Source organism: Pseudomonas sp. NBRC 111123 (assembly GCF_001320205.1).
GTDB classification, from domain to species: Bacteria; Pseudomonadota; Gammaproteobacteria; order Pseudomonadales; family Pseudomonadaceae; genus Aquipseudomonas; species Aquipseudomonas putida_J.
In genome coordinates, this window is the sequence record NZ_BCAZ01000057.1 from 1 (window position 1) to 20,224 (window position 20,224).

Here is a 20,224-nt window from a genome sequence, read left to right on the forward strand (position 1 = left end):
TCGATCTCGCAGGCGCTACAAATACCAAGACGAACAACCTTGCTCCCTCATGACGAAATGTCATGCGCCTCTGGCCAGATAACAGCCTGCGCCACCATCACATCTTTGCCATTAAGCGTGAGTGCAGGCCCGCCATGGAGTTGATAACCCAGCTTCAAGGCATCACTGACCCGGTGGCAAAAGGAAGCGTCATCGGGGCCGGTCAGCACCCGGTAAATCGGTAATCCATCCGGTGGTTGAATCATCTGTTCGCTTCTTGCGGTAGTAAGTGTGTATTCCGAAAATACTGTTTTTGGCAGGCGGAAGGCTACGGTCAGATGGCGTCTGGAGTGTGGCCCTGCAAGAGCAAGTTCACTCGCGAACAATCCAACACAGTGTATGGCAGCGGCTGCACCAATGTTCGAAGCAAAAGGCTGGCGCATTGAAACGAACATGAAATTCTGGGGATTGGCCAGTTCCTTCAGTTATCCTGCGCGGCCAAATTAATTCAAATTGTAAGGGACTACAATGAAACACCTGCGCCAGCTATTGGCGGCAGTGTTGCTTTGCGCAACCACTTTGCCCGCCATTGCCGCCAGCACTCCCGCGTCTGCGCCAACCGCCAGTGAACAACCGCAGCAGACCGCCGAACAGTGGCTGGCCACGCTCAAGCCACAGCACGGCAACATCACCCTGCCCAGCGGCATCGCCAGCCTGCAACTCAACAACGCGTTCTACTACCTGTCGCCGGACGACACCGAACGCCTGCTGACCGAAGGCTGGGGCAACCCACCGGGCTTCAAGACCCTCGGCATGATCATCCCGACCGCCGTCAACCCACTGGCCGACAACGGCTGGGGCGTGATCATCAGCTACAAGAACGACGGCCACATTTCCGACGATGACGCAGCCAAGATCGACTACGCCGACCTGCTCGAACAGATGAAGGCCGATGACGAGGAAGACAACAAGGCGCGTCGCGAGCAAGGCTATGCCGGCCTGACACTGTTGGGCTGGGCCGAGCCACCGAGCTACGATCAGGCTACCCACAAGATGTACTGGGCACGCGAGTTGAAGGCCGAAGACGCCGACCAGACCACGCTGAACTACAGCATCCGCGTGCTGGGCCGCGAGGGCGTGCTGGAGCTGAACGCCGTGGCGGCGATGGCCGACCTGCAGACCATCAAGCAGGAAACGCCGAAGATCCTCGCCTTCACCAACTTTACCGACGGCAACCGATACGCCGACTACGACGCCAAGACCGACAAGCTGGCGCCCTACGGCCTGGCCGCCCTGGTCGCCGGTGGCATCGCCGCCAAGGCGGGGCTATTCGCCAAGATTGGGGTTGCCTTGCTGGCGTTCAAGAAGTTTATCGTGCTGGGGTTGGTGGCTATCGCTGGGTTCTTCGGCAAGCTGTTCAAGCGCAAGCGGGCCTGATTGTGGCCTGGCTCATCCTTGCTGGATGGACCAGCGGCGCGATTGCTCGAGCCGGATTATGGGGCTGAGCAGTCACATATTGTTACGCCCTTTGGCTAATAAAATCAGATATAGCCCCTTCCTTGTAGGACCTTTCCCAAAGATACTGCCGACGCCTGTTTTTCGTTGCACATGCTCAATGTGGATTCTAGTCTCGGCCGGTCGCTGCCAATTCAGCGATCGGTTTTGACAGACCGTCGATTGTTGTCCGTGTGCATACGCTTATGGCGGCTGTACGTGCGGGCACATTATTGTGCGCCGAGTGCCAACAATCTCGGTCTGTCAACCCGCGTACAGCTGCCACCCTCCCGTTTGACAGCGAGGTGGATCGCAGCTCAACCATTGTTGGAGCGTAAGCATGCTGAAGATAGTTCCAGACCCACCCCATAATCTCCACTCCCTCGAAGACACGCTGATGATGGCGGCTGACTACGCACTTTGTGCGGAAGTCGTTGCCCAGCAGGCAATGCTGATGCAACCCAAGTCCCCCGTGTCGCTGTTGATCATGACGTCAATGCACGAGCTCGAAACCCTGCGTAAATTGCTCGAATCAGCGCTGGTTCAAATCCAGAAACCAGCCGACCCGCAGACGCAGCATTAATCAGCATCATGATTTGCCTAGCCTGACGCTTTCGCAGACTAACCCACTCGCACAGCACCGCCGTTGAGGTTGAAGACGCCCCTCAGACGCGTGGTGAACCTGTGGGATCCCGGCTTGCCAGCGATAGGGCCAGCCCAGGCAGTTATAACTTCAGGGAGATCAATCAATGGCCACCGAAGAAACCCATTTCACAGTCGGCAAAACCACCTTCTACCAAGGCGATAACCAGACCCATCCACTCTTCCGCATCGAACCCGGCATCCCTTGCCAAAGTGCCCGCGAACAGGCCTCTGAACTGATGGGCTACGTCCGCGACCTGACCATCGACGGCCTGATGGAAGACAAACCCCAACTGCTCTGGGCCTCTCACTACCTCAGCGCCCTGGCCAAGGCCCTGCTCGATGATGCCGAACTGGGCATGATGAAAGATTGAACCGTCAGCACCGGCGCCACCCAGTGTAGGAGCGGCCTTGTATCGCGAAAGGGCCGCAACGCGGCCCCAGCAATCCAGGCCCCTGCGCCGGTTCCAGGAGATTTCACAGATGCCCCAAAACAACACCCCGAGTAGTGGGAGCGACAACATTCCGGCCCCCAGCTACAAACCATCCCAACAACTGATCACCACCATCCCCGGGATACCTACCCTCCAAGCCAAAGAACAAGCTTCGAAACTGTTGGACTGCGCCCGCTATCTCAACCACACCGGCGTCATGTTAGGCGACCACCGCAGAGTCGCTACCTCCCGCTACCTCAACATGATGGTTCGCGCCCTGTTTGATGAACTCGAACACATCCGCCCTCACTCCCGAACCCCAGCTGACCGGTAGTAACGCCGCCCCAGTTCAGCCACAATCGGCCACTCAGTTCAAGCTGGGACGCACCGGATGCTCACCACCCTCGCCATCGGCAATTACCGCTCGATCAATCACCTTGTCTTGCCACTAGGCCAACTCAATCTGGTGACGGGTGCCAACGGTAGCGGTAAATCCAATCTGTACAAGGCCCTGCGCCTACTCGCCGAAACCGCCCAGGGCGGCGTGATCGAAGCACTTGCCCGTGAAGGCGGACTGGATTCGACCTGGTGGGCCGGGCCTGAGATGAGTGCGCGCATAAAGCGCGGTGAGGTGTCCATCCAAGGCCAGCATCCGAGCGAGACCAAACTTTTTTAAGCAGTAAGCTTGCCCCAGAAAGGAGGCCAAGTGGCTCCAGTGCCCTAAATCAAAGCAAACAGATTCGTTTGGTTACCCAACTCTACTTAAAGTGCTCGCGAAAGCTGGCCCGGTAATCCAGCGGTTTTAGATACAGCTGACTGGACAAATCACCCCGCAAAATGAAGAGTTTCGGCTCACCGCTAAGCTGGAAAACTCGGTAAAGGTAAAACTGTTCCCCGGCTTCAGCAGAAAATTCCAGCTCGTTGTGGCTAACGATAAACGGGGACGCGATCCCCCCATTCGTCGTCTTCACTTCGATATAACGATGAAGAACATCGCTTTCAAACGAGAGAATGTCGTAGCCAGCTCCATCGCCTTGAGTGTCAGAAATCCACTCCAAACTCTGAAACAGCTCAGGATGGCCTATCAACGTCAGACGGTGCTGCTCGTAGCCAATCACCCAATCCTCCCCCAGTCGCCCGAGCTTGCGATTCGCTTCGTCCCGAGCGGCGTAGTCAAACTTGCGCGGTAGACGTGGCCGAGAACGTGTAGACGCGACGAGCCTTTGCCGCTCCTCCATCACCGGAGATTCGACCAGCACTGCAGAGTAAGATTTCTGCGCTGGACTCTTCACTTCCTCCAACCCATCGACGATCTTGCTGACTTCGGCCGAATGTCGAAACACGTAATCTTGGACAACTTTGCGTAACAGCAATTGGCTGTTGCCACGAGGTTTGTAGCCTTGGATGAAAGGCAAGCCCATACCATTGAGAACAGCACTGATGTTTTGGTGTTTAAGCTCCACGGAGGCTTTGCTTCGCCCTCTCAACTGCTTACGCAGAGTCTCATTGTGCCCAGACTTGTTGTAAGCCACTCCAGCAGCTTCCAGGCGAAGCATTTCGAAGTAGTCAGTGACTGTGGATTGAACCTCAGCTTCCGTCCAATCTTCACCAACCCGCATAACGACAAAACCCAAAGTCTGAAGCAGCGGAACCACGGTCATTTCACCACCAGAGAAATCCTCCGCTGCAAGCGCTCCTTGATTAGGAAACTGCTTACCAAAGGCAACACCGACGATCGCCTTGGAATCGCACGGCTCCCCAGTACGAGGGTTCCGGACCATGTAGTCTTTGGACTTACCGAAGCCATAGCGTTTGAGAAACGCCACTCGCCCTAGATGCGAAAACTCATCCATTGCGGCCTGTACAGCAGCGGGGCTTTTCAGTAGGGATAGCTGAGGCACTGGCTGCGCATCCTGTCGGTATTTTTCGCAGACACTCTCAGCTTTTTCCTACACAAAATCAAGCGAGGCCAGGCCTCGCAGGCTGATGACACAGGCAAGCTCGTCGGTCTTTCAGCTCGAGCAGCATCGCTCACCCAGCCGCGCTATGGACCGGACCGTTTGATAACACACTCCGCCGTCGTTTTTTGGCAGTGCGTAATGGCTGGGTTTGGTCACTGTAGGCTATCAGATGAGTGTATGGCTTTCGCGAACCCAACCTTAGACAGAATCACGACGTTCCTTTTTAGCTCGCAGGTCGCCGCAGGCTGGTCCAGTAACACCACTTCCCAGATCAAGACTACTCTGAGCGCCTATTCGGCTGAAAGGGAGACCTCGAGACGATCCACCACAACCTTCCACCCTCATAAAACCACAGGCCGACGACTACGAAGATCCTTTGCCTTCTTCTTGAAGCTGGACCTAGCATTTCAGGTTGGTTTATGGATTAATAGCAAGTAGCCACCACCATACCACATCGGCATGTCATCCGCTGGCCTGACAGGTAGCTACCCCAATAAATCGCTAATAGCAAAATCTTCTAGCTGATTATATTTATGGATAAAATATGAACAGTACAGCATCATTCAGCTCACATGAAATTGAGCTAGTAGACCGAATCAAAAACTTCAAACACACTGGATTAAGTGCGAAAACCAAATTAGAAACTGATGAAAAAGTTCTAGCACGTGTAACCGACGGAATCTATAGACTTCCTGGCTCAGCCATACGTGAACTAATATCGAACGCGTATGACGCAGATGCAGAAAATGTAATAATTGAAACCGATGTACCACGCTTCGAGACGATAACAGTTCGAGATGATGGCAATGGAATGTCCGTAGAGACATTGGTCAATCTTCTTAACCACGTGGGAGCCAGCGCTAAACGGAGCAGAAAAGGAAAAGAGCTCTCTGTAACTGACGATTCGGACACTAGCCTCAGTAAGGTAAAAAAAAGAAAGCTCATTGGCAAAATAGGAATCGGCTTATTTAGTGTCGCCCAGCTTACTAGAGACTTTGACATTGTCACAAAACAACGAGACACCGATTACTATCTCAAAGCAAAAGTCAGGCTTCACAACTACTCTGAAGAGTACATCCAAGAAGTAGAACGAAAACTTCAAGAATCATTAAAAAACGAATCCGAAGTACGTGGCGCCAGCTTTGAAACTGGTGAAGTAGAAATCTGGACAGAGCAAACAGATAACCTACACGCCCACGGCACAGACATCATCCTAAGAAATATAAAGAAAAGTGCTCGTGATCAGCTGAGAAGTATAGATATATGGGGGCAGGAATCCGCGGAAACAGATCGTGACCAAAGCCAGTCCGATGACATATTAGATTCTTCTAAACTCGAAAAGCCTACATTCCATGTTGGAAACTACTTCGGAAAAGATGGCTTCGAGTACTATGAAGATGAAGAAAGGGAACCTAACCTTCCTTGGGATCCAAGCGATGCACCTGAGGTAAGGCTACCAAAACTCTACGACGGCATTCTTTCACTCACAAAAAACACTACAAATCCAAAGCTAAATATTGTCCTTGACAACTACCTAAACATGCTTTGGACACTAAGCCTTTCGGTACCACTAAACTACATTGACAAACATCCTTTCGAGAACTCCGTAAAGGATATCAGCAAAATCTTTGTAATTCATAACAAACTCAAAGAGCAATGTAAAGAATTCAACTTAGACATACCAATCAAAGATATTCTGCCAGATTCCGGCGCTTACAAAAGTATCGACTTCAATGTTATTGTAGATGGCGTCAAGCTATTTAGACCTATAAAATTCAAAGATCTACCAAAATCCGGGGCGGCAGTTAAGGACCCCATCCTTTTCATTGGCAGTTTTTCACCCGACCTATCCACACTGCAAGCTCAAGACTCAGGCGGAGCTCTGTCTTTCGACGCCTATATACTGTGGGCACCAAAAATCATCCCTAAAGATCACAATGGCTCTCTTATACGTGTAAACAATTCATCTGGTACGCTTTTTGATGAAACATTCATGAAGCACCAAGTTGCAGAGCACACAATCAAAAGTCAGTTAACTATAGAAATATTTGTCAATAAAGGGCTAGACTCAGCACTAAACATAGACCGCGAGTCATTTAACATATCGCACCCTCACTACCAAATAATCATGAAGTGGCTACACCAAGCCATCAGACAGGTAGTTAATAAATACAAAGCGATTAAGAAAGATGCTGTAAAAGCCAATGCCAATCATAGAAACGAGCAATATGGAAACAACCTGACAAAAATAGTAATGGATAGTATCCAGCGGAGCGGATACGACTTCTCCGAAGTCAGCAGCCTTTACTTGACTGATGGCGACAAAGCGACTTCTACATCAAAGGAAAAGTTAAAAGTTTCCGACCTTCCAATGGAATCAATTAAAATTGAAAGGCAGCGCTTTGTTGAAATCTCCAATCTCAACTCTACAAACAGTACTAAATCACTCGCAATTGAGGCCAAAACGGAAGCTCTCATTCAAATATTAGAAAGCTATGGCCTCCTTAATTATTTAAATGCGAGTCAACGCGAGCAATTGATCGAAGACATTATCAAAGTCGTAAGTTTTGAGGGTTAAAGCATGACTAACTTTTTTGAAAGTGATGAAGCAATCATCGACTTGAGCGAAGTAGCTAGTCTTGCAAAACCTCAAGAAGCCCGTGTTTTTCAGCCCTGGCATAAACCAAGAAAGCAGTTCGTACGCTGTCATCAATGGTGGAAGCATATCGACTTTTTGATTTCGCGCTTCACCGAATATCGCTCAATTGAAACGATTCGCTATTTCGGTTTACCTGGAAGCGATCTATTAGACATAAGCTACTTCAGCAAAAAGCTTTCCGACTCAAAGCACGCTGATAAAAAGCTATTTGTTCATGGTTTTATCGATAGTGCACAAGGTAAAGAAAAAGCTGACCTTAGATTAAGTGAACTGCTAGACAGGAACAATGTCGACGTAAATTCAAAAGTCGAGAACTTCAATTTTCAAGCGCTCGCTGAAGAAAAATCCCTGGCTTTGGGAAGAATAAAAAACACAGGCTCTTATCACCTAATAAACCTAGATCTCTGCGATGGAGTTTTTCAAAAAAGAACCATCAATTCAATGATGACGCTATTCACTCATCAACTAAACAGCATGACCGGAACTCCATGGCTATTCTTCCTTACAACCCGCGCCGACAAAGAAGGTATAGCTAAGGATCTACTGGAAGATTTAAATAGAATATTCACTGCGAGCCTAATAGACGACGCTTCTTTCGTTGCAGCCATCGAGACTCATCGAAAAAATATTCACGAATATATACAAACAAAGAAATCGCTTATCGATGAAAGCATACCCGAATCAGAGCTCTCCGAAATACTTCAGGTCTGTTTTATATTCTGGGTAATAAAACTAATTCATGAGCATGGGGCTCGACTAGAAGTTGTCAGCACCATGAAGTATAAAGTTCACGAAGGAAACGATTATCCAGACATGTTTTCTTATGTGATGAGAATTACTAAAAACGCAACAATCGCAATGGATCAGTTGGGGCTAGGTGAAGCTGTAGGGTTTGTAACGCGGGAGTTTAACGATGAGACCAAGAGGAGTGACAAATCGAAAGCAGTAAATAACTTCTGCGGTTCTTTAAATATCGACTCTCATTTGGACAGTGATCCCGCTCTCAAAAAGATCTGCGCTGATGAGATGAAAGAGTTATTAAAGGAAGCAGGATGGAACATCGATGAGTATGATAGGCTAATGGGTTTACACTAAAATTACGGGCCATCTTAGATGGCCCGTCTCATTTCCACCTCAATCAAAAGCCCCATTGCTTCAGCCAAAAGCGGTGGAACTGCATTTCCGACTTGAGTGTAGCGAGGGCAAGTATTTTTTCTCTGCTTGCCACCGGTAGTATACGCACCAGTAAACTCAAACCAGTCGGGAAAGGTTTGCAATCGAGCATTTTCACGAACAGTAAGAATTCTTGGCTCTGCGTAATGAATTATATCGTCTGGCAAGGTGGTTACTGTAGCTGATGGCAAGTCTTTGCACAGTGGGGTAATAGCCTGCTTCTTAATTACCATCTCTGCTTTGTAAGACTTGCTAACTGTCACTCCACGGGGGCAATTCTTGAGAATATCAGAAAACTTAGATCTGACTGCGTCAGAATGACGCGCCAGTCTCATGCTATTAGGAGACTCATTTTCGAGACCAGCTCTAACTAAACTCAAAAATCCATTCAAATGCTGAGGTGGCTGATATGATAACTCGTAAAAGCCATTACGCTGGGAATCTTCATTGGGGATCAACTTCTTCCCAAATGTCTCAAGATCCTGAATCGCCTCACCTGCCGAAACTGGGCGATCTACTCTAAGCCCCTTGGCGCGCAAAAATTTTTCTCTAAACAAATCAATGTCAGAAAATGGATCAAAATCATTACTACTCACACCATATTTAGCTATGAGAATAAATCTAGGGCGGTGCTGCGGAACCCCCCAATCAGAGCTTTTGACTACCTTAAAGGATACCCCATAGCCAATTTCTTCTAATTTCTTTTTTACAACTAGAGAATATGGAAAATTTTGCTCTTGACCTTTGGATTCGTCCTTTTTAAAGGAAAGGTTAAAACCTCTGACATTTTCTAAAATGAGATAACTTGGGCGCACCAACTCAACAACTTTTATATATTGCTCAGCCAGCTTATTCCTTGGGTCATTAGGATCCCGTTTACCTGCCGTGGAAAAACCCTGGCATGGTGGACCACCAGCTATTAAATCTACCGTCCCTCTAAGCTCTCGCAAATCATCAACATGGTTAGCAATTAATTCGCCGACCTCCATGTTCTTCCGCGGTAACCAGTCTGGCCATGCGTAACTATACCTACCTTGACTCAGCAAGTTGCTGCTCAAAGTAGAAAACGCTGCTTCAGTCTTTTCAATAGCAAAGATACCTTCCCAGCCTGCTTGCATTAATCCTAAAGAAAGCCCGCCACAACCAGAAAAAAGGTCAATGAATTTCCCTGTTCTATTGATATTCAGAATCTGCGCCATCAACCTGCCACCGATAAGAAAAACCCACCAATAGTAGCAAATGGCAATTAAACATTCAAATATTTGCCAAACGACAACCTAATTAGGGACCAGTTCTTTGGACCACAACATTGCAATCAAAAATGTGCTTAAAACGAAAAAGGCTGACCATTACTGGTCAGCCTTTAAATATGGTCGGGACGGAGTGATTCGAACACTCGACCCCTTGCACCCCATGCAAGTGCGCTACCGGGCTGCGCTACGCCCCGACTGGGCTTGAAGCATGTTCTCAATCTTACCGAGAACGTTGAAGAATGTACCCTAACCTTCTGATAAATGAAACCTTTTTCTCAAAAAATTTTCCACTCATCAGAAACCAGCCTACTTCTTCAACACCACCAACACATCCTCCAACTCGACAATCATCTGCCGAATCAGCTGCTTGTACTGGCTCGATTCATCCTTCACCTCATCACTGGAGAGCCGCAACCGCGCCCCGCCAATGGTAAACCCCTGGTCATAAAGCAGCGCGCGAATCTGGCGAATCATCAGCACATCTTGCCGCTGATAATACCGCCGGTTCCCCCGCCGCTTCACAGGGTTGAGCTGAGGAAACTCCTGCTCCCAATACCGCAGCACGTGTGGCTTTACGGCACACAACTCGCTCACTTCACCAATGGTGAAGTAGCGTTTGCCCGGTATGGGGGGCAGTTCGTCGTTATGGCTTGGTTCCAGCATAGGCCTCAACCCGGGCCTTCAACTTCTGCCCTGGACGAAAGGTGACGACGCGCCGTGCAGTGATCGGGATCTCTTCCCCTGTTTTGGGGTTGCGGCCCGGCCGCTGGCGTTTGTCGCGAAGGTCGAAGTTGCCAAAACCGGACAACTTGACCTGCTCGTTCTCTTCAAGTGCGTGCCGAATTTCTTCAAAAAACAGCTCGACCAGCTCCTTGGCCTCACGCTTGTTAAGCCCCAGCTCCTCGTACAGCCTTTCGGCCATCTCAGCTTTCGTCAGAGCACCCATGCCGTTATTTCCTTAACGTGGTGTTCAACCTTTGTTCGAGCGAGGTGAGGATGTTTTGCAGGGTAGTGTTCACCTCATCGTCGTTAAGAGTGCGCGATGGATGCTGCCAGGTCAAGCCGACGGCAAGGCTTTTTCTATCAGGATCAATGCCTTTACCTTGGTAGACATCAAACAGCCTGAGGTCTGTGAGCCATTCGCCTGCATTGTCACGAATTACTTCAAGCACATCTTGAGAAGCTACATCACGTCCTGCAATCAAAGCCAGGTCGCGACGGGTTTCCGGGAACTTGGAGAGTTCGCTGAATTTCGGCAGGCGGCCTTCGACCACATCACCCAACACCAGCTCGAAGACGAACACCGGGCGGTCCAGGTCCAGGGCTTTGGCAAGCTCCGGGTGGAGGGCGCCGAGGTAGCCGACGTCCTTGCCGTCGCGCTGGATTACAGCGGTCTGGCCAGGGTGCAGGGCTGGGTGCTTGCCGGCGGCGAAGGTGAAGTCGCTCAGGGCGCCGCTGTAGCCCAGCAGGGCTTCCACGTCGGCCTTGACGTCGAAGAAGTCGATGGTGTCGCGGCCGTTGGCCCAGCCTTCCGGCAGGCGGCTGCCGGTGACGACGCCAGCGATCATGGGCTGCTGCTGCAGGTTACCGAGCTGGCCGACGAAGCGCAGGCCGCTTTCGAACAGGCGCACGCGGTCTTGCTGGCGGTTGAGGTTGTGCTGCAGCGCCTTGACCAGGCCCGGCCACAACGAGGCGCGCATGGCGGCCATGTCGTTGGAGATCGGGTTGGCCAGCAGCAGCGGCTCTACGCCTGGGCTGAACAGCTCGAACAGTTTCGGGTCGATGAAGCTGTAGGTGATGGCTTCCTGGTAGCCGCGGGCAACCAGCAGGCGGCGCAGGTTAGGCAGCTCGCCACGGGTTTCCGGGCGGGCTTGCGGCGCGAGGCGGGCTTGCGGGTAGCGCACTGGCAGGTTGTTGTAACCGTACAGGCGGGCCAGCTCTTCGATCAGGTCGACTTCCAGGCTGATGTCGAAGCGGTGGCTTGGGACGTTGACGGTCCACTGCCCTGCCCCGTTAGCCGTAGTCGCCAGGCCAAGGTTGTTGAGCAGTTGCTCGACCTGGGCCGGGTCCATCTGCATGCCGAGCATCTGGGTGATGCGTTCGGCGCGCAGGGTAACCGGGGCGACGTTCGGCAGGTGCTGTTCGCTGACGGCTTCGACCACCGGGCCGGCTTCGCCGCCGACGATGTCGAGGATCAGCTGGGTGGCGCGCTCGATGGCTTCGCGGGCCAGCTGCGAGTCGACGCCGCGCTCGTAGCGGTGCGAGGCATCGGTGTGCAGGCCGTAGGAACGGGCCTTGCCAGCGACGGAGATCGGCTCGAAGAAGGCGCTTTCGAGGAACAGGTCGCGGGTTTTTTCGGTGTTCACACCGCTGTGTTCGCCACCCATGACGCCGGCGATGGCCAGGGCGCGGGTGTGGTCGGCGATAACCAGGGTGTCGGCACGCAGGGCCACTTCCTGGCCGTCGAACAGGACGAGTTTCTCGCCTTCTTCAGCCATGCGCACGCGGATGCCGCCGTTGATTTCGGCGAGGTCGAAGGCGTGCATCGGCTGGCCGAGTTCGAGCATCACGTAGTTCGTGATGTCGACGGCGGCGTCGATGCTGCGCACGTCGCTGCGGCGCAGGCGCTCGACCATCCACAGCGGGGTCGGCTTGCTCAGGTCGACGTTGCGGATGACGCGGCCGAGGTAGCGTGGGCAGGCGGCCGGGGCGCTGACTTCGACCGGGCGCACTTCGTCATGGGCTGGGGCTACGGCTGGCACCACCGGGCGGGTGACCGGCACGTTGTACAGGGCGCTAACGTCGCGGGCCAGGCCTGCGATGGACAGGCAGTCACCGCGGTTCGGGGTCAGGCCGATCTCGATGCTGGCGTCGTCCAGGCTCAGGTACTGGCGGATGTCTTCGCCCACCGGGGCGTCGGCAGCCAGTTCCAGCAGGCCGTCGTTTTCTTCGCTGATCTGCAGCTCGGCGGCCGAGCAGAGCATGCCGAACGACTCGACGCCGCGCAGCTTGGCCTTCTTGATCTTGAAGTCACCTGGCAGCTCGGCGCCGATCATGGCGAACGGGATCTTGATACCTGGGCGGGCATTAGGCGCGCCGCACACGACCTGGAAGGTTTCCTGGCCGTTGCTCACCTGGCACACGCGCAGCTTGTCGGCGTCCGGGTGTTGTTCGGTGGCGAGGATCTCGCCCACGACGATGCCGCTGAACTGGCCGGCAGCGGGGGTAACGCTGTCGACTTCGAGGCCAGCCATGGACAGGCGGGCGACCAGTTCGTCACGGGAGACTTGCGGGTTTACCCAACCGCGCAGCCACTGTTCACTGAATTTCATGCTGTTCTCCTGAAAGTTGCGTCGGGCATTGACCTAGCGGAATTGCGCGAGGAAGCGCAGGTCGTTGTCGAAGAACAGACGCAAATCGTTGACGCCATAGCGCAGCATGGCCAGGCGCTCGGCGCCCATGCCGAAGGCGAAGCCCTGGAACTCTTCCGGGTCGATGCCAGACATGCGCAGCACGTTCGGGTGCACCATGCCGCAGCCCATGACTTCCAGCCAGCCGGTTTGCTTGCACACGCGGCAGCCCTTGCCGGAACACATCACGCACTGGATGTCGACTTCGGCGGACGGCTCGGTGAACGGGAAGAACGACGGGCGGAAGCGCACGGCCAGTTCTTTCTCGAAGAACACCCGCAGGAATTCTTCGATGGTGCCCTTGAGGTCGGCGAAGTTGATGCCGCGGTCGATCAGCAGGCCTTCGACCTGGTGGAACATCGGCGAGTGGGTGATATCCGAGTCGCAGCGGTACACGCGGCCCGGGCAAACAATGCGGATTGGCGGCTGGGTGGACTCCATGGTCCGCACCTGCACCGGCGAGGTGTGGGTGCGCAGCAGCATGTTGGCATTGAAGTAGAAGGTGTCGTGCATCGCCCGGGCCGGGTGGTGGCCAGGGATGTTGAGCGCTTCGAAGTTGTGGTAGTCGTCTTCGACCTCAGGGCCTTCGGCGATGCCGTAGCCGATGTGGGTGAAGAACTGCTCGATGCGCTCGAGAGTACGGGTGATCGGGTGCAGCCCGCCGGTGGTCTGGCCACGGCCTGGCAGGGTCACGTCGATGCATTCGGCGGCCAGGCGAGCGCTGAGCTCGGCCTCTTCGAAGGCAGCCTTGCGTGCGTTGAGCACGACGGTGACGCGCTCTTTGGCGTCGTTGATCAGGGCGCCGACTTTCGGGCGCTCATCGGCTGGCAGGTTGCCCAGGGTCTTCATCACCTGGGTCAGTTCGCCCTTCTTGCCGAGGTACTGAACCCGGATCTGTTCCAGGGTAGTGATGTCTTCAGCGCGCTCGACGGCCTCTAGGGCTTGGGAGACCAGCGCATCCAGGTTTTCCATGTACAGACTCCAGATACGAAAATAGGGGAAGAGCTTTGAAGGCTCTTCCCCTATCGATGACGTTCAATGCCCGGCAGCGCACGCGCCGCCGGGTGATTGTCGCGGGTACTTAAGCCAGAACGGCTTTAGCTTTCTCGACAATCGCAGCAAACGCCGCTTTTTCGTTCACTGCCAGATCGGCCAGAACCTTACGGTCGATTTCGATCGAAGCCTTTTTCAGGCCAGCAATCAGACGGCTGTAGGACAGACCGTTGGTGCGGGCACCGGCGTTGATACGAGCGATCCACAGTGCGCGGAACTGACGCTTCTTCTGGCGACGGTCGCGGTAGGCGTATTGGCCTGCCTTGATGACCGCTTGCTTGGCAACACGGAATACGCGCGAACGTGCACCGTAGTAACCTTTAGCCAGTTTCAGAATTTTTTTGTGACGCTTACGAGCGATAACGCCGCGCTTAACACGAGCCATGAGTAACTTCCTCTATCTTAACCAGAATTAACGAACGCGCAGCATGCGCTCGACTTTTGCCACGTCGGACGGGTGCAGCAAGCTGGCACCGCGCAGTTGACGCTTACGCTTGGTCGACATTTTGGTCAGGATGTGGCTCTTGAAAGCGTGCTTGTGCTTGAAGCCCGAAGCTGTCTTCAGGAAGCGCTTCGCAGCACCGCTCTTGGTTTTCATTTTTGGCATGTTGAACTCCGCATTCGATAAAAATTACACAATAATCATCAGGCCTGCCGTGCCCGGGAGATTACTTCTTTTTCTTGGGGGCGATGACCATCATAAGCTGGCGTCCTTCCATCTTCGGATGCTGCTCAACGGTGCCGTATTCGGCGAGGTCAGCTTCAACCCGCTTCAACAGCTCCATGCCCAGCTCCTGGTGGGCCATCTCACGACCACGGAATCTCAGAGAGATCTTGGCCTTGTCCCCATCGGTAAGGAAACGTACCAGGTTGCGTAGTTTTACCTGGTAATCCCCATCCTCCGTCCCTGGACGAAACTTGATTTCTTTAATCTGAATCTGCTTCTGGTTTTTCTTGGCTTCGTTAGCCTGCTTCTTCTTCTCGAAGAGGTGCTTGCCGTAGTCCATGACCTTGCAGACAGGCGGTACCGCGTCTGCAGAGATTTCTACCAGATCCAGCTTCGCTTCATCAGCGATACGAAGCGCTTCATCAATCGAGACGATGCCAACCTGCTCGCCATCAGCGCCAATTAACCGAACCTCGCGGGCCGAGATATTCTCGTTGATCGGGGCCTTCGGTACAGCACGCTTATCGTTTCTCATTTCACGCTTAATAGTCATTACTCCGTTTCTTGGCGACCACGCCGGGAAACCGCTTGTGTCAGGAGCTCAGCGAACTGGGCGACGGGCATGGAGCCCAGGTCTGCGCCTTCGCGAGTACGCACAGCGACGGTTCGTGTTTCGACTTCTCGATCCCCTATAACCAAAAGGTACGGGACCTTGAGCAAAGTATGCTCGCGGATTTTAAAGCCGATCTTCTCATTTCTCAAGTCCGACTTGGCACGGAAACCGCTACCGTTCAGAGCATTTTCCACCTCGAGGGCGAAATCGGCCTGTTTGTCGGTGATGTTCATGATCACCGCCTGAGTCGGTGCCAGCCACGCTGGGAACACGCCGGCGTAGTGCTCGATCAGCATGCCGATGAAGCGCTCGAACGAACCGAGGATTGCACGGTGCAGCATGACCGGGCGAACACGGCTGTTATCTTCGGCGATATAGCTGGCATCCAGGCGCTCTGGCAGGTTCGGGTCGTACTGCAGGGTACCACACTGCCAGTTACGGCCGAGGCAGTCGCGCAGGGTGAACTCGATCTTCGGACCATAGAACGCGCCCTCGCCCGGCTGGTATTCCCACTCCAGGCCCGACTCGTTCAGGGCGTCGGCCAGTGCGCCTTCGGCACGGTCCCACAGCTCTTCGGAGCCCACACGCTTGGCTGGGCGGGTCGACAGCTTCATGGCGATGTCGGTGAAGCCGAAGTCCTTGTACACATCCAGGGTCAGCTTGATGAAGTCGGCGGCTTCTTTCTTCACCTGTTCTTCGGTGCAGAAGATGTGCGCGTCGTCCTGCACAAAGCCACGCACGCGCATGATGCCGTGCAGGGCGCCGGATGGCTCGTTACGGTGGCAAGCACCGAACTCGGCCAGGCGCAGTGGCAGGTCGCGGTAGCTCTTCAGGCCCTGGTTGAACACCTGCACGTGGCATGGGCAGTTCATCGGCTTGACCGCGTAGTCACGGCTTTCCGACGAAGTGGTGAACATGTTTTCGGCGTAGTTCGACCAGTGGCCGGAACGCTCCCAGAGGATGCGGTCCACAACCTGCGGGGTCTTGATTTCCTGGTAGCCGTTGACGCGCTGAACCTGGCGCATGTACTGCTCGAGCACCTGGTACACGGTCCAGCCGTTGGCGTGCCAGAACACCATGCCCGGGGCTTCTTCCTGCAGGTGGAAGAGGTCGAGCTGCTTGCCGATCTTGCGGTGGTCGCGTTTTTCGGCTTCTTCGATGCGCTGGATGTAGGCGGCCAGCTGCTTCTTGTCAGCCCAGGCGGTGCCGTACACGCGTTGCAGCTGCTCGTTCTTGGCATCGCCGCGCCAGTAGGCACCGGACAGCTTGGTCAGCTTGAATGCCTTGAGGAAACGCGTGTTCGGCACGTGCGGGCCACGGCACATGTCGACGTATTCTTCGTGGTAGTACAGGCCCATGGCCTGCTCGTCCGGCATGTCTTCGACCAGGCGCAGCTTGTAGTCTTCGCCACGGGCCTTGAACACGTCGATGACTTCGGCGCGCGGGGTGACCTTCTTGACCACGTCGTAGTCTTTTTCGATCAGCTCCATCATGCGCTTTTCGATGGCGGCCATGTCTTCTGGGGTGAAGGGGCGCTCGTAGGCGATGTCGTAATAGAAGCCTTCGTCGATCACCGGGCCGATCACCATCTTGGCGGTCGGGTACAGCTGCTTCACCGCGTGGCCGACCAGGTGGGCACACGAGTGACGAATGATCTCCAGTCCCTCTGCATCTTTAGGGGTGATGATCTGCAGGGTGGCGTCGTTGTGGATCAGGTCGCAAGCATCAACCAGCTTGCCGTCGACCTTGCCGGCCACGGTGGCCTTGGCCAGGCCTGCGCCGATGGAAGCGGCGACGTCGGCGACGGATACGGCGTGATCAAACGAACGTTGACTGCCATCGGGAAGAGTAATAACGGGCATGGCGCCTCCTCTCCTAGTGGTGACCCCTACCAAAGGTCACGTGGGTTGGGATGAGCCAGTACAAGATCCGACCTGCCTTCCCTTCAGGGAAGCCTGCCTCACAGTGGCAGAAGCCTTTCGGCTTGCCAGGGACGAACCAGAGTGACTGGAAATAAAAAAGATCGCTGCAAGCTGAACATTGTCAGCTGCAAGCCGGGCATGCTAGCACGCGGGTTACGCGCCACGCAGAAATATTTGGAAATTACGCCGCCTCGGTGAACTATCGCGGAAAAATTCCTATCAGACCTTGGGAAGCAACCTACGCTTGTTGAGACCTTAACCCAAGGAGTAACTGGTTATGCGAGTACCGTCTCTACTGGCCCTGGCGGCCGCTGGCGCACTGCTGCTGCCCGTGGCTGCCAATGCTGGCAACTTCCCTGCCGGGAAGGAGGGCCACTACATGACCCAGTGCCAAGAGGTGGCCAGCGGCAAGGGCCTTGATGCCGCGACCGCGAAAAAGCACTGCGAATGTGGTGCCCAGGCCATCAAAAAGAATTTTACCGATAAGGAGATCGCTGACCTGGACAGCACCGACGGCGTGGATGCCAACCTGATGAAGAAGGCACGTATGACCGTACAGGCTGCCTGCAAGCCAAAATGAGCCGTGCGCAGGGTTTGATTCACGCATTATTTGGCCTGGATCAATATCCTGCGAAGGTAAAAGGCGCTAGATGCGCAGAATTAGACTATGATGTTGCCCGTGCTCCGTAGCCTCGGCCACATTGCACCACTGAAAAAACTAAATGTTCTGGAGATTCACCTCATGTCCAATCGCCAACAAGGCACCGTCAAATGGTTCAATGATGAGAAAGGCTACGGCTTCATCACCCCAGCAGGCGGCGGCGACGACCTGTTCGTACACTTCAAAGCCATCGAATCCGACGGCTTCAAGAGCCTGAAAGAAGGCCAGACTGTTTCCTTCGTCGCCGAGCGCGGCCAGAAGGGCATGCAGGCTGCGCAGGTTCGTCCGGAGTAATTCGGGCAGCTGTAAAAAAACCCGCCCTTGTGGCGGGTTTTTTTATGGGCGCTTGCCTGGCTCACACACTTGCTTTTGTAGGAGCGGCCTTGCGTCGCGAAAGGGGGTGCGAAGCGCCCCCAGGGTCTCAGCTTCGAATCAGAAACTGCCGGGGCCGCCTTGCGGCCCTTTCGCGACGCAAGGCCGCTCCTACAAGGGACCGCGTTGGTGCTGGATCAACCGCAGTTGACGCGAGTCACCACACCCTGCTCGTCCACATTCAGGTTCAGGCGCTCGGAGCGGTACTCCAGGGTTACCACGTCGTGCGGCTTGAGGATACGCGCCATCTGCGAACCACTGGCCTTGCGCGCCTGCTCCAGCAGGTCGGCGCTGCCCGGCTTGCCGATGGCGAAGTCGGCACCGCTGGCCTCGCAGCGGCCATCATTGCCCGCCGACGCCTCGGGCGCCTTGCCACCCCCCGAGTGACCGCCAGTGCTGCAACCAGCCAGGACAGCAGCCACCGCCAGGGTTGCCAGGAAAGCACGGGTACGGAACATGAATCCTCCTAAAATCGATCTGGGAACTGCCTGATCCGACAGCTCCACCAGTAATTCGTTGCAAAACCGCGCAAGTCTGCCTGAACTCACCACACCGGGGCCAAAGGCAATCGTGACCGAATTTTACCACTCAGCCGACGAGCCGCTTGGTTTGCGCCGCAAAGTCATGATTTACTTTAGGAAGTGAAGGCACAGTGCCTTCTTCGAACGCCAGGATCCGGTGTTCGCCCCTCCACTCCGGGTCCCCAGCGAGAGCCTTCCATGAGCAGCCACAGCATCGACGCCGATATCAAGGTCAAATGGGCCGAGGGCCAGAGCGCCTACAGCCCCAGCACGCCCGAAGAGTTGCTGTTGATCGCCATCGACCTGCTGGTGCGCGACCGCGGCGGCGAAGCGGCGCGCAGTTTCATCGACCAGGTATTTGAGCGCTATGCGCCCCACGCGGCTATTGCAATAGAGCCAGGCGCGCGCTGAGCAGGTCGAAAAAGCCCTGGGCGTCACCCTCGTTTACCCACAGCACATTGGCCGGTTGCTTGAGCACGCCGTACCAGTCGGCGACGGTCTGACCGAAAGTCGGGCCTTCGCGGCTGTCGACGCTCATGTGAATGCGCCGCCCGCTGAACAGCTCGGGCTTTAGCAGATAAGCGATGACGCTGGCGTCATGTACCGGCCCACCGGGCATGCCATACAGGTCCATGTCGTGCTTGATGTAAGCCTGCAGAATATCGACAACCTGCTTGCTGGCGTGGTTGTTCACGGCGGCCAACTGCTTGAGCCGGGCGTCACTGGTAAGGATCTTGTGGGTAACGTCCAGCGGCAGGTAGGTGAGTTGCACGCCGCTGGCCAACACCACTTCGGCGGCGTGCGGGTCGGCGTAGAGGTTGAACTCCGCCACCGGGGTGATGTTGCCGCCGTTGAAGTGGGCACCGCCCATGATCACCACTTCCTTGATGCCCTGGGCGATTTGCGGACGCTGGATCAGCGCCAGGGCCAGGTTGGTCTGCGGGCCGAGCATGGCGATGGTGATGCTGTGGGGCTTGGCGCTCCCCAAGGTATCGACCAGGTATTGCACGGCATTGCCTTCGGCCAGGGGCTTTTTCGGTTCATGCACCGCGACGCCGGTCAGGCCTTCTTCACCGTGAACATCAGCGGCGTAGATAGGCGCGCGCACCAGTGGCCGCCCTGCCCCGGCGTATACCGGGATATCTTCACGGCCAGCCCACTCACGGGCCAGGCGGGCGTTGCGCGAGGTCTTTTCCAGGCGCACGTTGCCGGCGACGGTGGTGATGGCGCGAATGTTGAGTGCTTCGGGTGAGGCCATGGCCAGGTACAGTGCGACCACATCGTCGGCGCCGGGGTCGGTGTCGATGATCAGGTCACGCGGGGCGGCCTGGAGGTTGGTGGTAGCGGCTGCGGCCATGAGGGTGAGTCCTTGTAGCAGGGGTTTGAGCATGGGGCACTCCTGTTGCCATG

Annotated in this window: 22 protein-coding genes, 1 tRNA gene and 1 pseudogene; 10 read left to right on the top strand and 14 right to left on the bottom strand. The window is 54.9% G+C overall.

Annotated elements, in window-relative coordinates:
* Window positions 1–47: 47 nt before the first annotated feature.
* Window positions 48–245, bottom strand: coding sequence for a DUF1737 domain-containing protein (locus APH27_RS26210; RefSeq protein WP_082435240.1), 198 nt, complete (start codon window positions 243–245; stop codon window positions 48–50).
* A 262-nt stretch (window positions 246–507) separates the two neighbouring features.
* Between APH27_RS26210 and APH27_RS22460 the strand changes: the two genes are divergently transcribed.
* From APH27_RS22460 to APH27_RS22480, 5 genes and pseudogenes are all read left to right on the top strand, one after another.
* Window positions 508–1,416 (top strand): DUF2167 domain-containing protein, encoded by a 909-nt coding sequence (locus tag APH27_RS22460; protein WP_027920496.1) that lies wholly within the window; start codon window positions 508–510, stop codon window positions 1,414–1,416.
* A 397-nt stretch (window positions 1,417–1,813) separates the two neighbouring features.
* A complete protein-coding gene (locus APH27_RS22465; protein WP_060485945.1) occupies window positions 1,814–2,056 on the top strand; it encodes a hypothetical protein in 243 nt (80 codons plus the stop codon).
* Window positions 2,057–2,222: 166 nt separating this feature from the next.
* Window positions 2,223–2,489, top strand: a complete 267-nt coding sequence (locus APH27_RS22470) for a DUF3077 domain-containing protein (protein ID WP_027920498.1) — start codon at window positions 2,223–2,225, stop codon at window positions 2,487–2,489.
* A 109-nt stretch (window positions 2,490–2,598) separates the two neighbouring features.
* Window positions 2,599–2,883 (top strand): DUF3077 domain-containing protein, encoded by a 285-nt coding sequence (locus APH27_RS27260; protein ID WP_060485946.1) that lies wholly within the window; start codon window positions 2,599–2,601, stop codon window positions 2,881–2,883.
* A gap of 57 nt (window positions 2,884–2,940) precedes the next feature.
* Window positions 2,941–3,216 (top strand): annotated as a pseudogene (locus APH27_RS22480) (AAA family ATPase); the annotation flags it as partial.
* A gap of 91 nt (window positions 3,217–3,307) precedes the next feature.
* Here APH27_RS22480 and APH27_RS22485 read toward each other — a convergent pair.
* Window positions 3,308–4,450 (bottom strand): DUF3883 domain-containing protein, encoded by a 1,143-nt coding sequence (locus tag APH27_RS22485; protein WP_177331713.1) that lies wholly within the window; start codon window positions 4,448–4,450, stop codon window positions 3,308–3,310.
* A 604-nt stretch (window positions 4,451–5,054) separates the two neighbouring features.
* Between APH27_RS22485 and APH27_RS22490 the strand changes: the two genes are divergently transcribed.
* On the top strand, window positions 5,055–7,088 hold the full coding sequence (locus tag APH27_RS22490) for an ATP-binding protein (RefSeq protein ID WP_060485948.1): 2,034 nt from the start codon (window positions 5,055–5,057) through the stop codon (window positions 7,086–7,088).
* Between the two features lie 3 nt (window positions 7,089–7,091).
* The gene (locus APH27_RS26485; RefSeq protein WP_156335902.1) at window positions 7,092–8,264 is read left to right on the top strand and encodes a hypothetical protein; all 1,173 of its coding nucleotides are present in this window, start codon (window positions 7,092–7,094) and stop codon (window positions 8,262–8,264) included.
* A gap of 14 nt (window positions 8,265–8,278) precedes the next feature.
* Here APH27_RS26485 and APH27_RS26215 read toward each other — a convergent pair whose 3' ends face one another.
* From APH27_RS26215 to thrS, 10 genes are all read right to left on the bottom strand, one after another.
* On the bottom strand, window positions 8,279–9,541 hold the full coding sequence (locus APH27_RS26215) for a DNA cytosine methyltransferase (protein ID WP_082435241.1): 1,263 nt from the start codon (window positions 9,539–9,541) through the stop codon (window positions 8,279–8,281).
* Between the two features lie 171 nt (window positions 9,542–9,712).
* Window positions 9,713–9,789: transfer RNA gene (locus APH27_RS22500), tRNA-Pro, on the bottom strand.
* A gap of 112 nt (window positions 9,790–9,901) precedes the next feature.
* A complete protein-coding gene (locus APH27_RS22505) occupies window positions 9,902–10,258 on the bottom strand; it encodes a MerR family transcriptional regulator (protein ID WP_008100384.1) in 357 nt (118 codons plus the stop codon).
* Window positions 10,239–10,541, bottom strand: coding sequence for an integration host factor subunit alpha (ihfA, locus tag APH27_RS22510; RefSeq protein ID WP_003250679.1), 303 nt, complete (start codon window positions 10,539–10,541; stop codon window positions 10,239–10,241). The genes APH27_RS22505 and ihfA overlap by 20 nt, the downstream gene beginning before the upstream one ends.
* A 4-nt stretch (window positions 10,542–10,545) precedes the next feature.
* Window positions 10,546–12,927 (bottom strand): phenylalanine--tRNA ligase subunit beta, encoded by a 2,382-nt coding sequence (gene pheT, locus APH27_RS22515; protein ID WP_060485950.1) that lies wholly within the window; start codon window positions 12,925–12,927, stop codon window positions 10,546–10,548.
* A 33-nt stretch (window positions 12,928–12,960) separates the two neighbouring features.
* Complete coding sequence (gene pheS, locus APH27_RS22520) at window positions 12,961–13,977, bottom strand: phenylalanine--tRNA ligase subunit alpha (RefSeq protein WP_027920503.1); 1,017 nt, start codon at window positions 13,975–13,977, stop codon at window positions 12,961–12,963.
* A 109-nt stretch (window positions 13,978–14,086) separates the two neighbouring features.
* On the bottom strand, window positions 14,087–14,443 hold the full coding sequence (gene rplT / locus APH27_RS22525; RefSeq protein WP_003250671.1) for a 50S ribosomal protein L20: 357 nt from the start codon (window positions 14,441–14,443) through the stop codon (window positions 14,087–14,089).
* 27 nt (window positions 14,444–14,470) lie between these two features.
* Window positions 14,471–14,665: a 50S ribosomal protein L35 gene (gene rpmI, locus APH27_RS22530; RefSeq protein WP_003250667.1), complete on the bottom strand. Its 195-nt coding sequence runs from the start codon at window positions 14,663–14,665 to the stop codon at window positions 14,471–14,473.
* 61 nt (window positions 14,666–14,726) lie between these two features.
* Window positions 14,727–15,278 carry a translation initiation factor IF-3 gene (gene infC, locus APH27_RS22535; protein ID WP_012052879.1) on the bottom strand — a complete coding sequence of 184 codons (552 nt, stop codon included), beginning with the start codon at window positions 15,276–15,278 and terminating at the stop codon, window positions 14,727–14,729.
* Window positions 15,278–17,200, bottom strand: a complete 1,923-nt coding sequence (gene thrS, locus APH27_RS22540) for a threonine--tRNA ligase (protein WP_027920504.1) — start codon at window positions 17,198–17,200, stop codon at window positions 15,278–15,280. The genes infC and thrS overlap by 1 nt, the downstream gene beginning before the upstream one ends.
* 337 nt (window positions 17,201–17,537) lie before the next feature.
* Here thrS and APH27_RS22545 point away from each other — a divergent pair, with 337 nt between their 5' ends.
* A complete protein-coding gene (locus tag APH27_RS22545; RefSeq protein ID WP_060485951.1) occupies window positions 17,538–17,840 on the top strand; it encodes a hypothetical protein in 303 nt (100 codons plus the stop codon).
* A gap of 162 nt (window positions 17,841–18,002) precedes the next feature.
* A complete protein-coding gene (locus tag APH27_RS22550) occupies window positions 18,003–18,215 on the top strand; it encodes a cold-shock protein (protein WP_003250656.1) in 213 nt (70 codons plus the stop codon).
* Window positions 18,216–18,430: 215 nt separating this feature from the next.
* Here APH27_RS22550 and APH27_RS22555 read toward each other — a convergent pair whose 3' ends face one another.
* Window positions 18,431–18,751, bottom strand: a complete 321-nt coding sequence (locus APH27_RS22555; RefSeq protein ID WP_060485952.1) for an I78 family peptidase inhibitor — start codon at window positions 18,749–18,751, stop codon at window positions 18,431–18,433.
* Window positions 18,752–19,012: 261 nt separating this feature from the next.
* Between APH27_RS22555 and APH27_RS22560 the strand changes: the two genes are divergently transcribed.
* Window positions 19,013–19,225 (top strand): hypothetical protein, encoded by a 213-nt coding sequence (locus tag APH27_RS22560; RefSeq protein WP_027920507.1) that lies wholly within the window; start codon window positions 19,013–19,015, stop codon window positions 19,223–19,225.
* Here the strand turns inward: APH27_RS22560 and APH27_RS22565 are convergent.
* Entirely contained in the window at window positions 19,197–20,204 is a 1,008-nt protein-coding gene (locus tag APH27_RS22565) for a nucleoside hydrolase (protein WP_060485953.1), read from the bottom strand. The two genes, APH27_RS22560 and APH27_RS22565, sit on opposite strands and share 29 nt — an antisense overlap.
* Window positions 20,205–20,224: the final 20 nt, after the last annotated feature.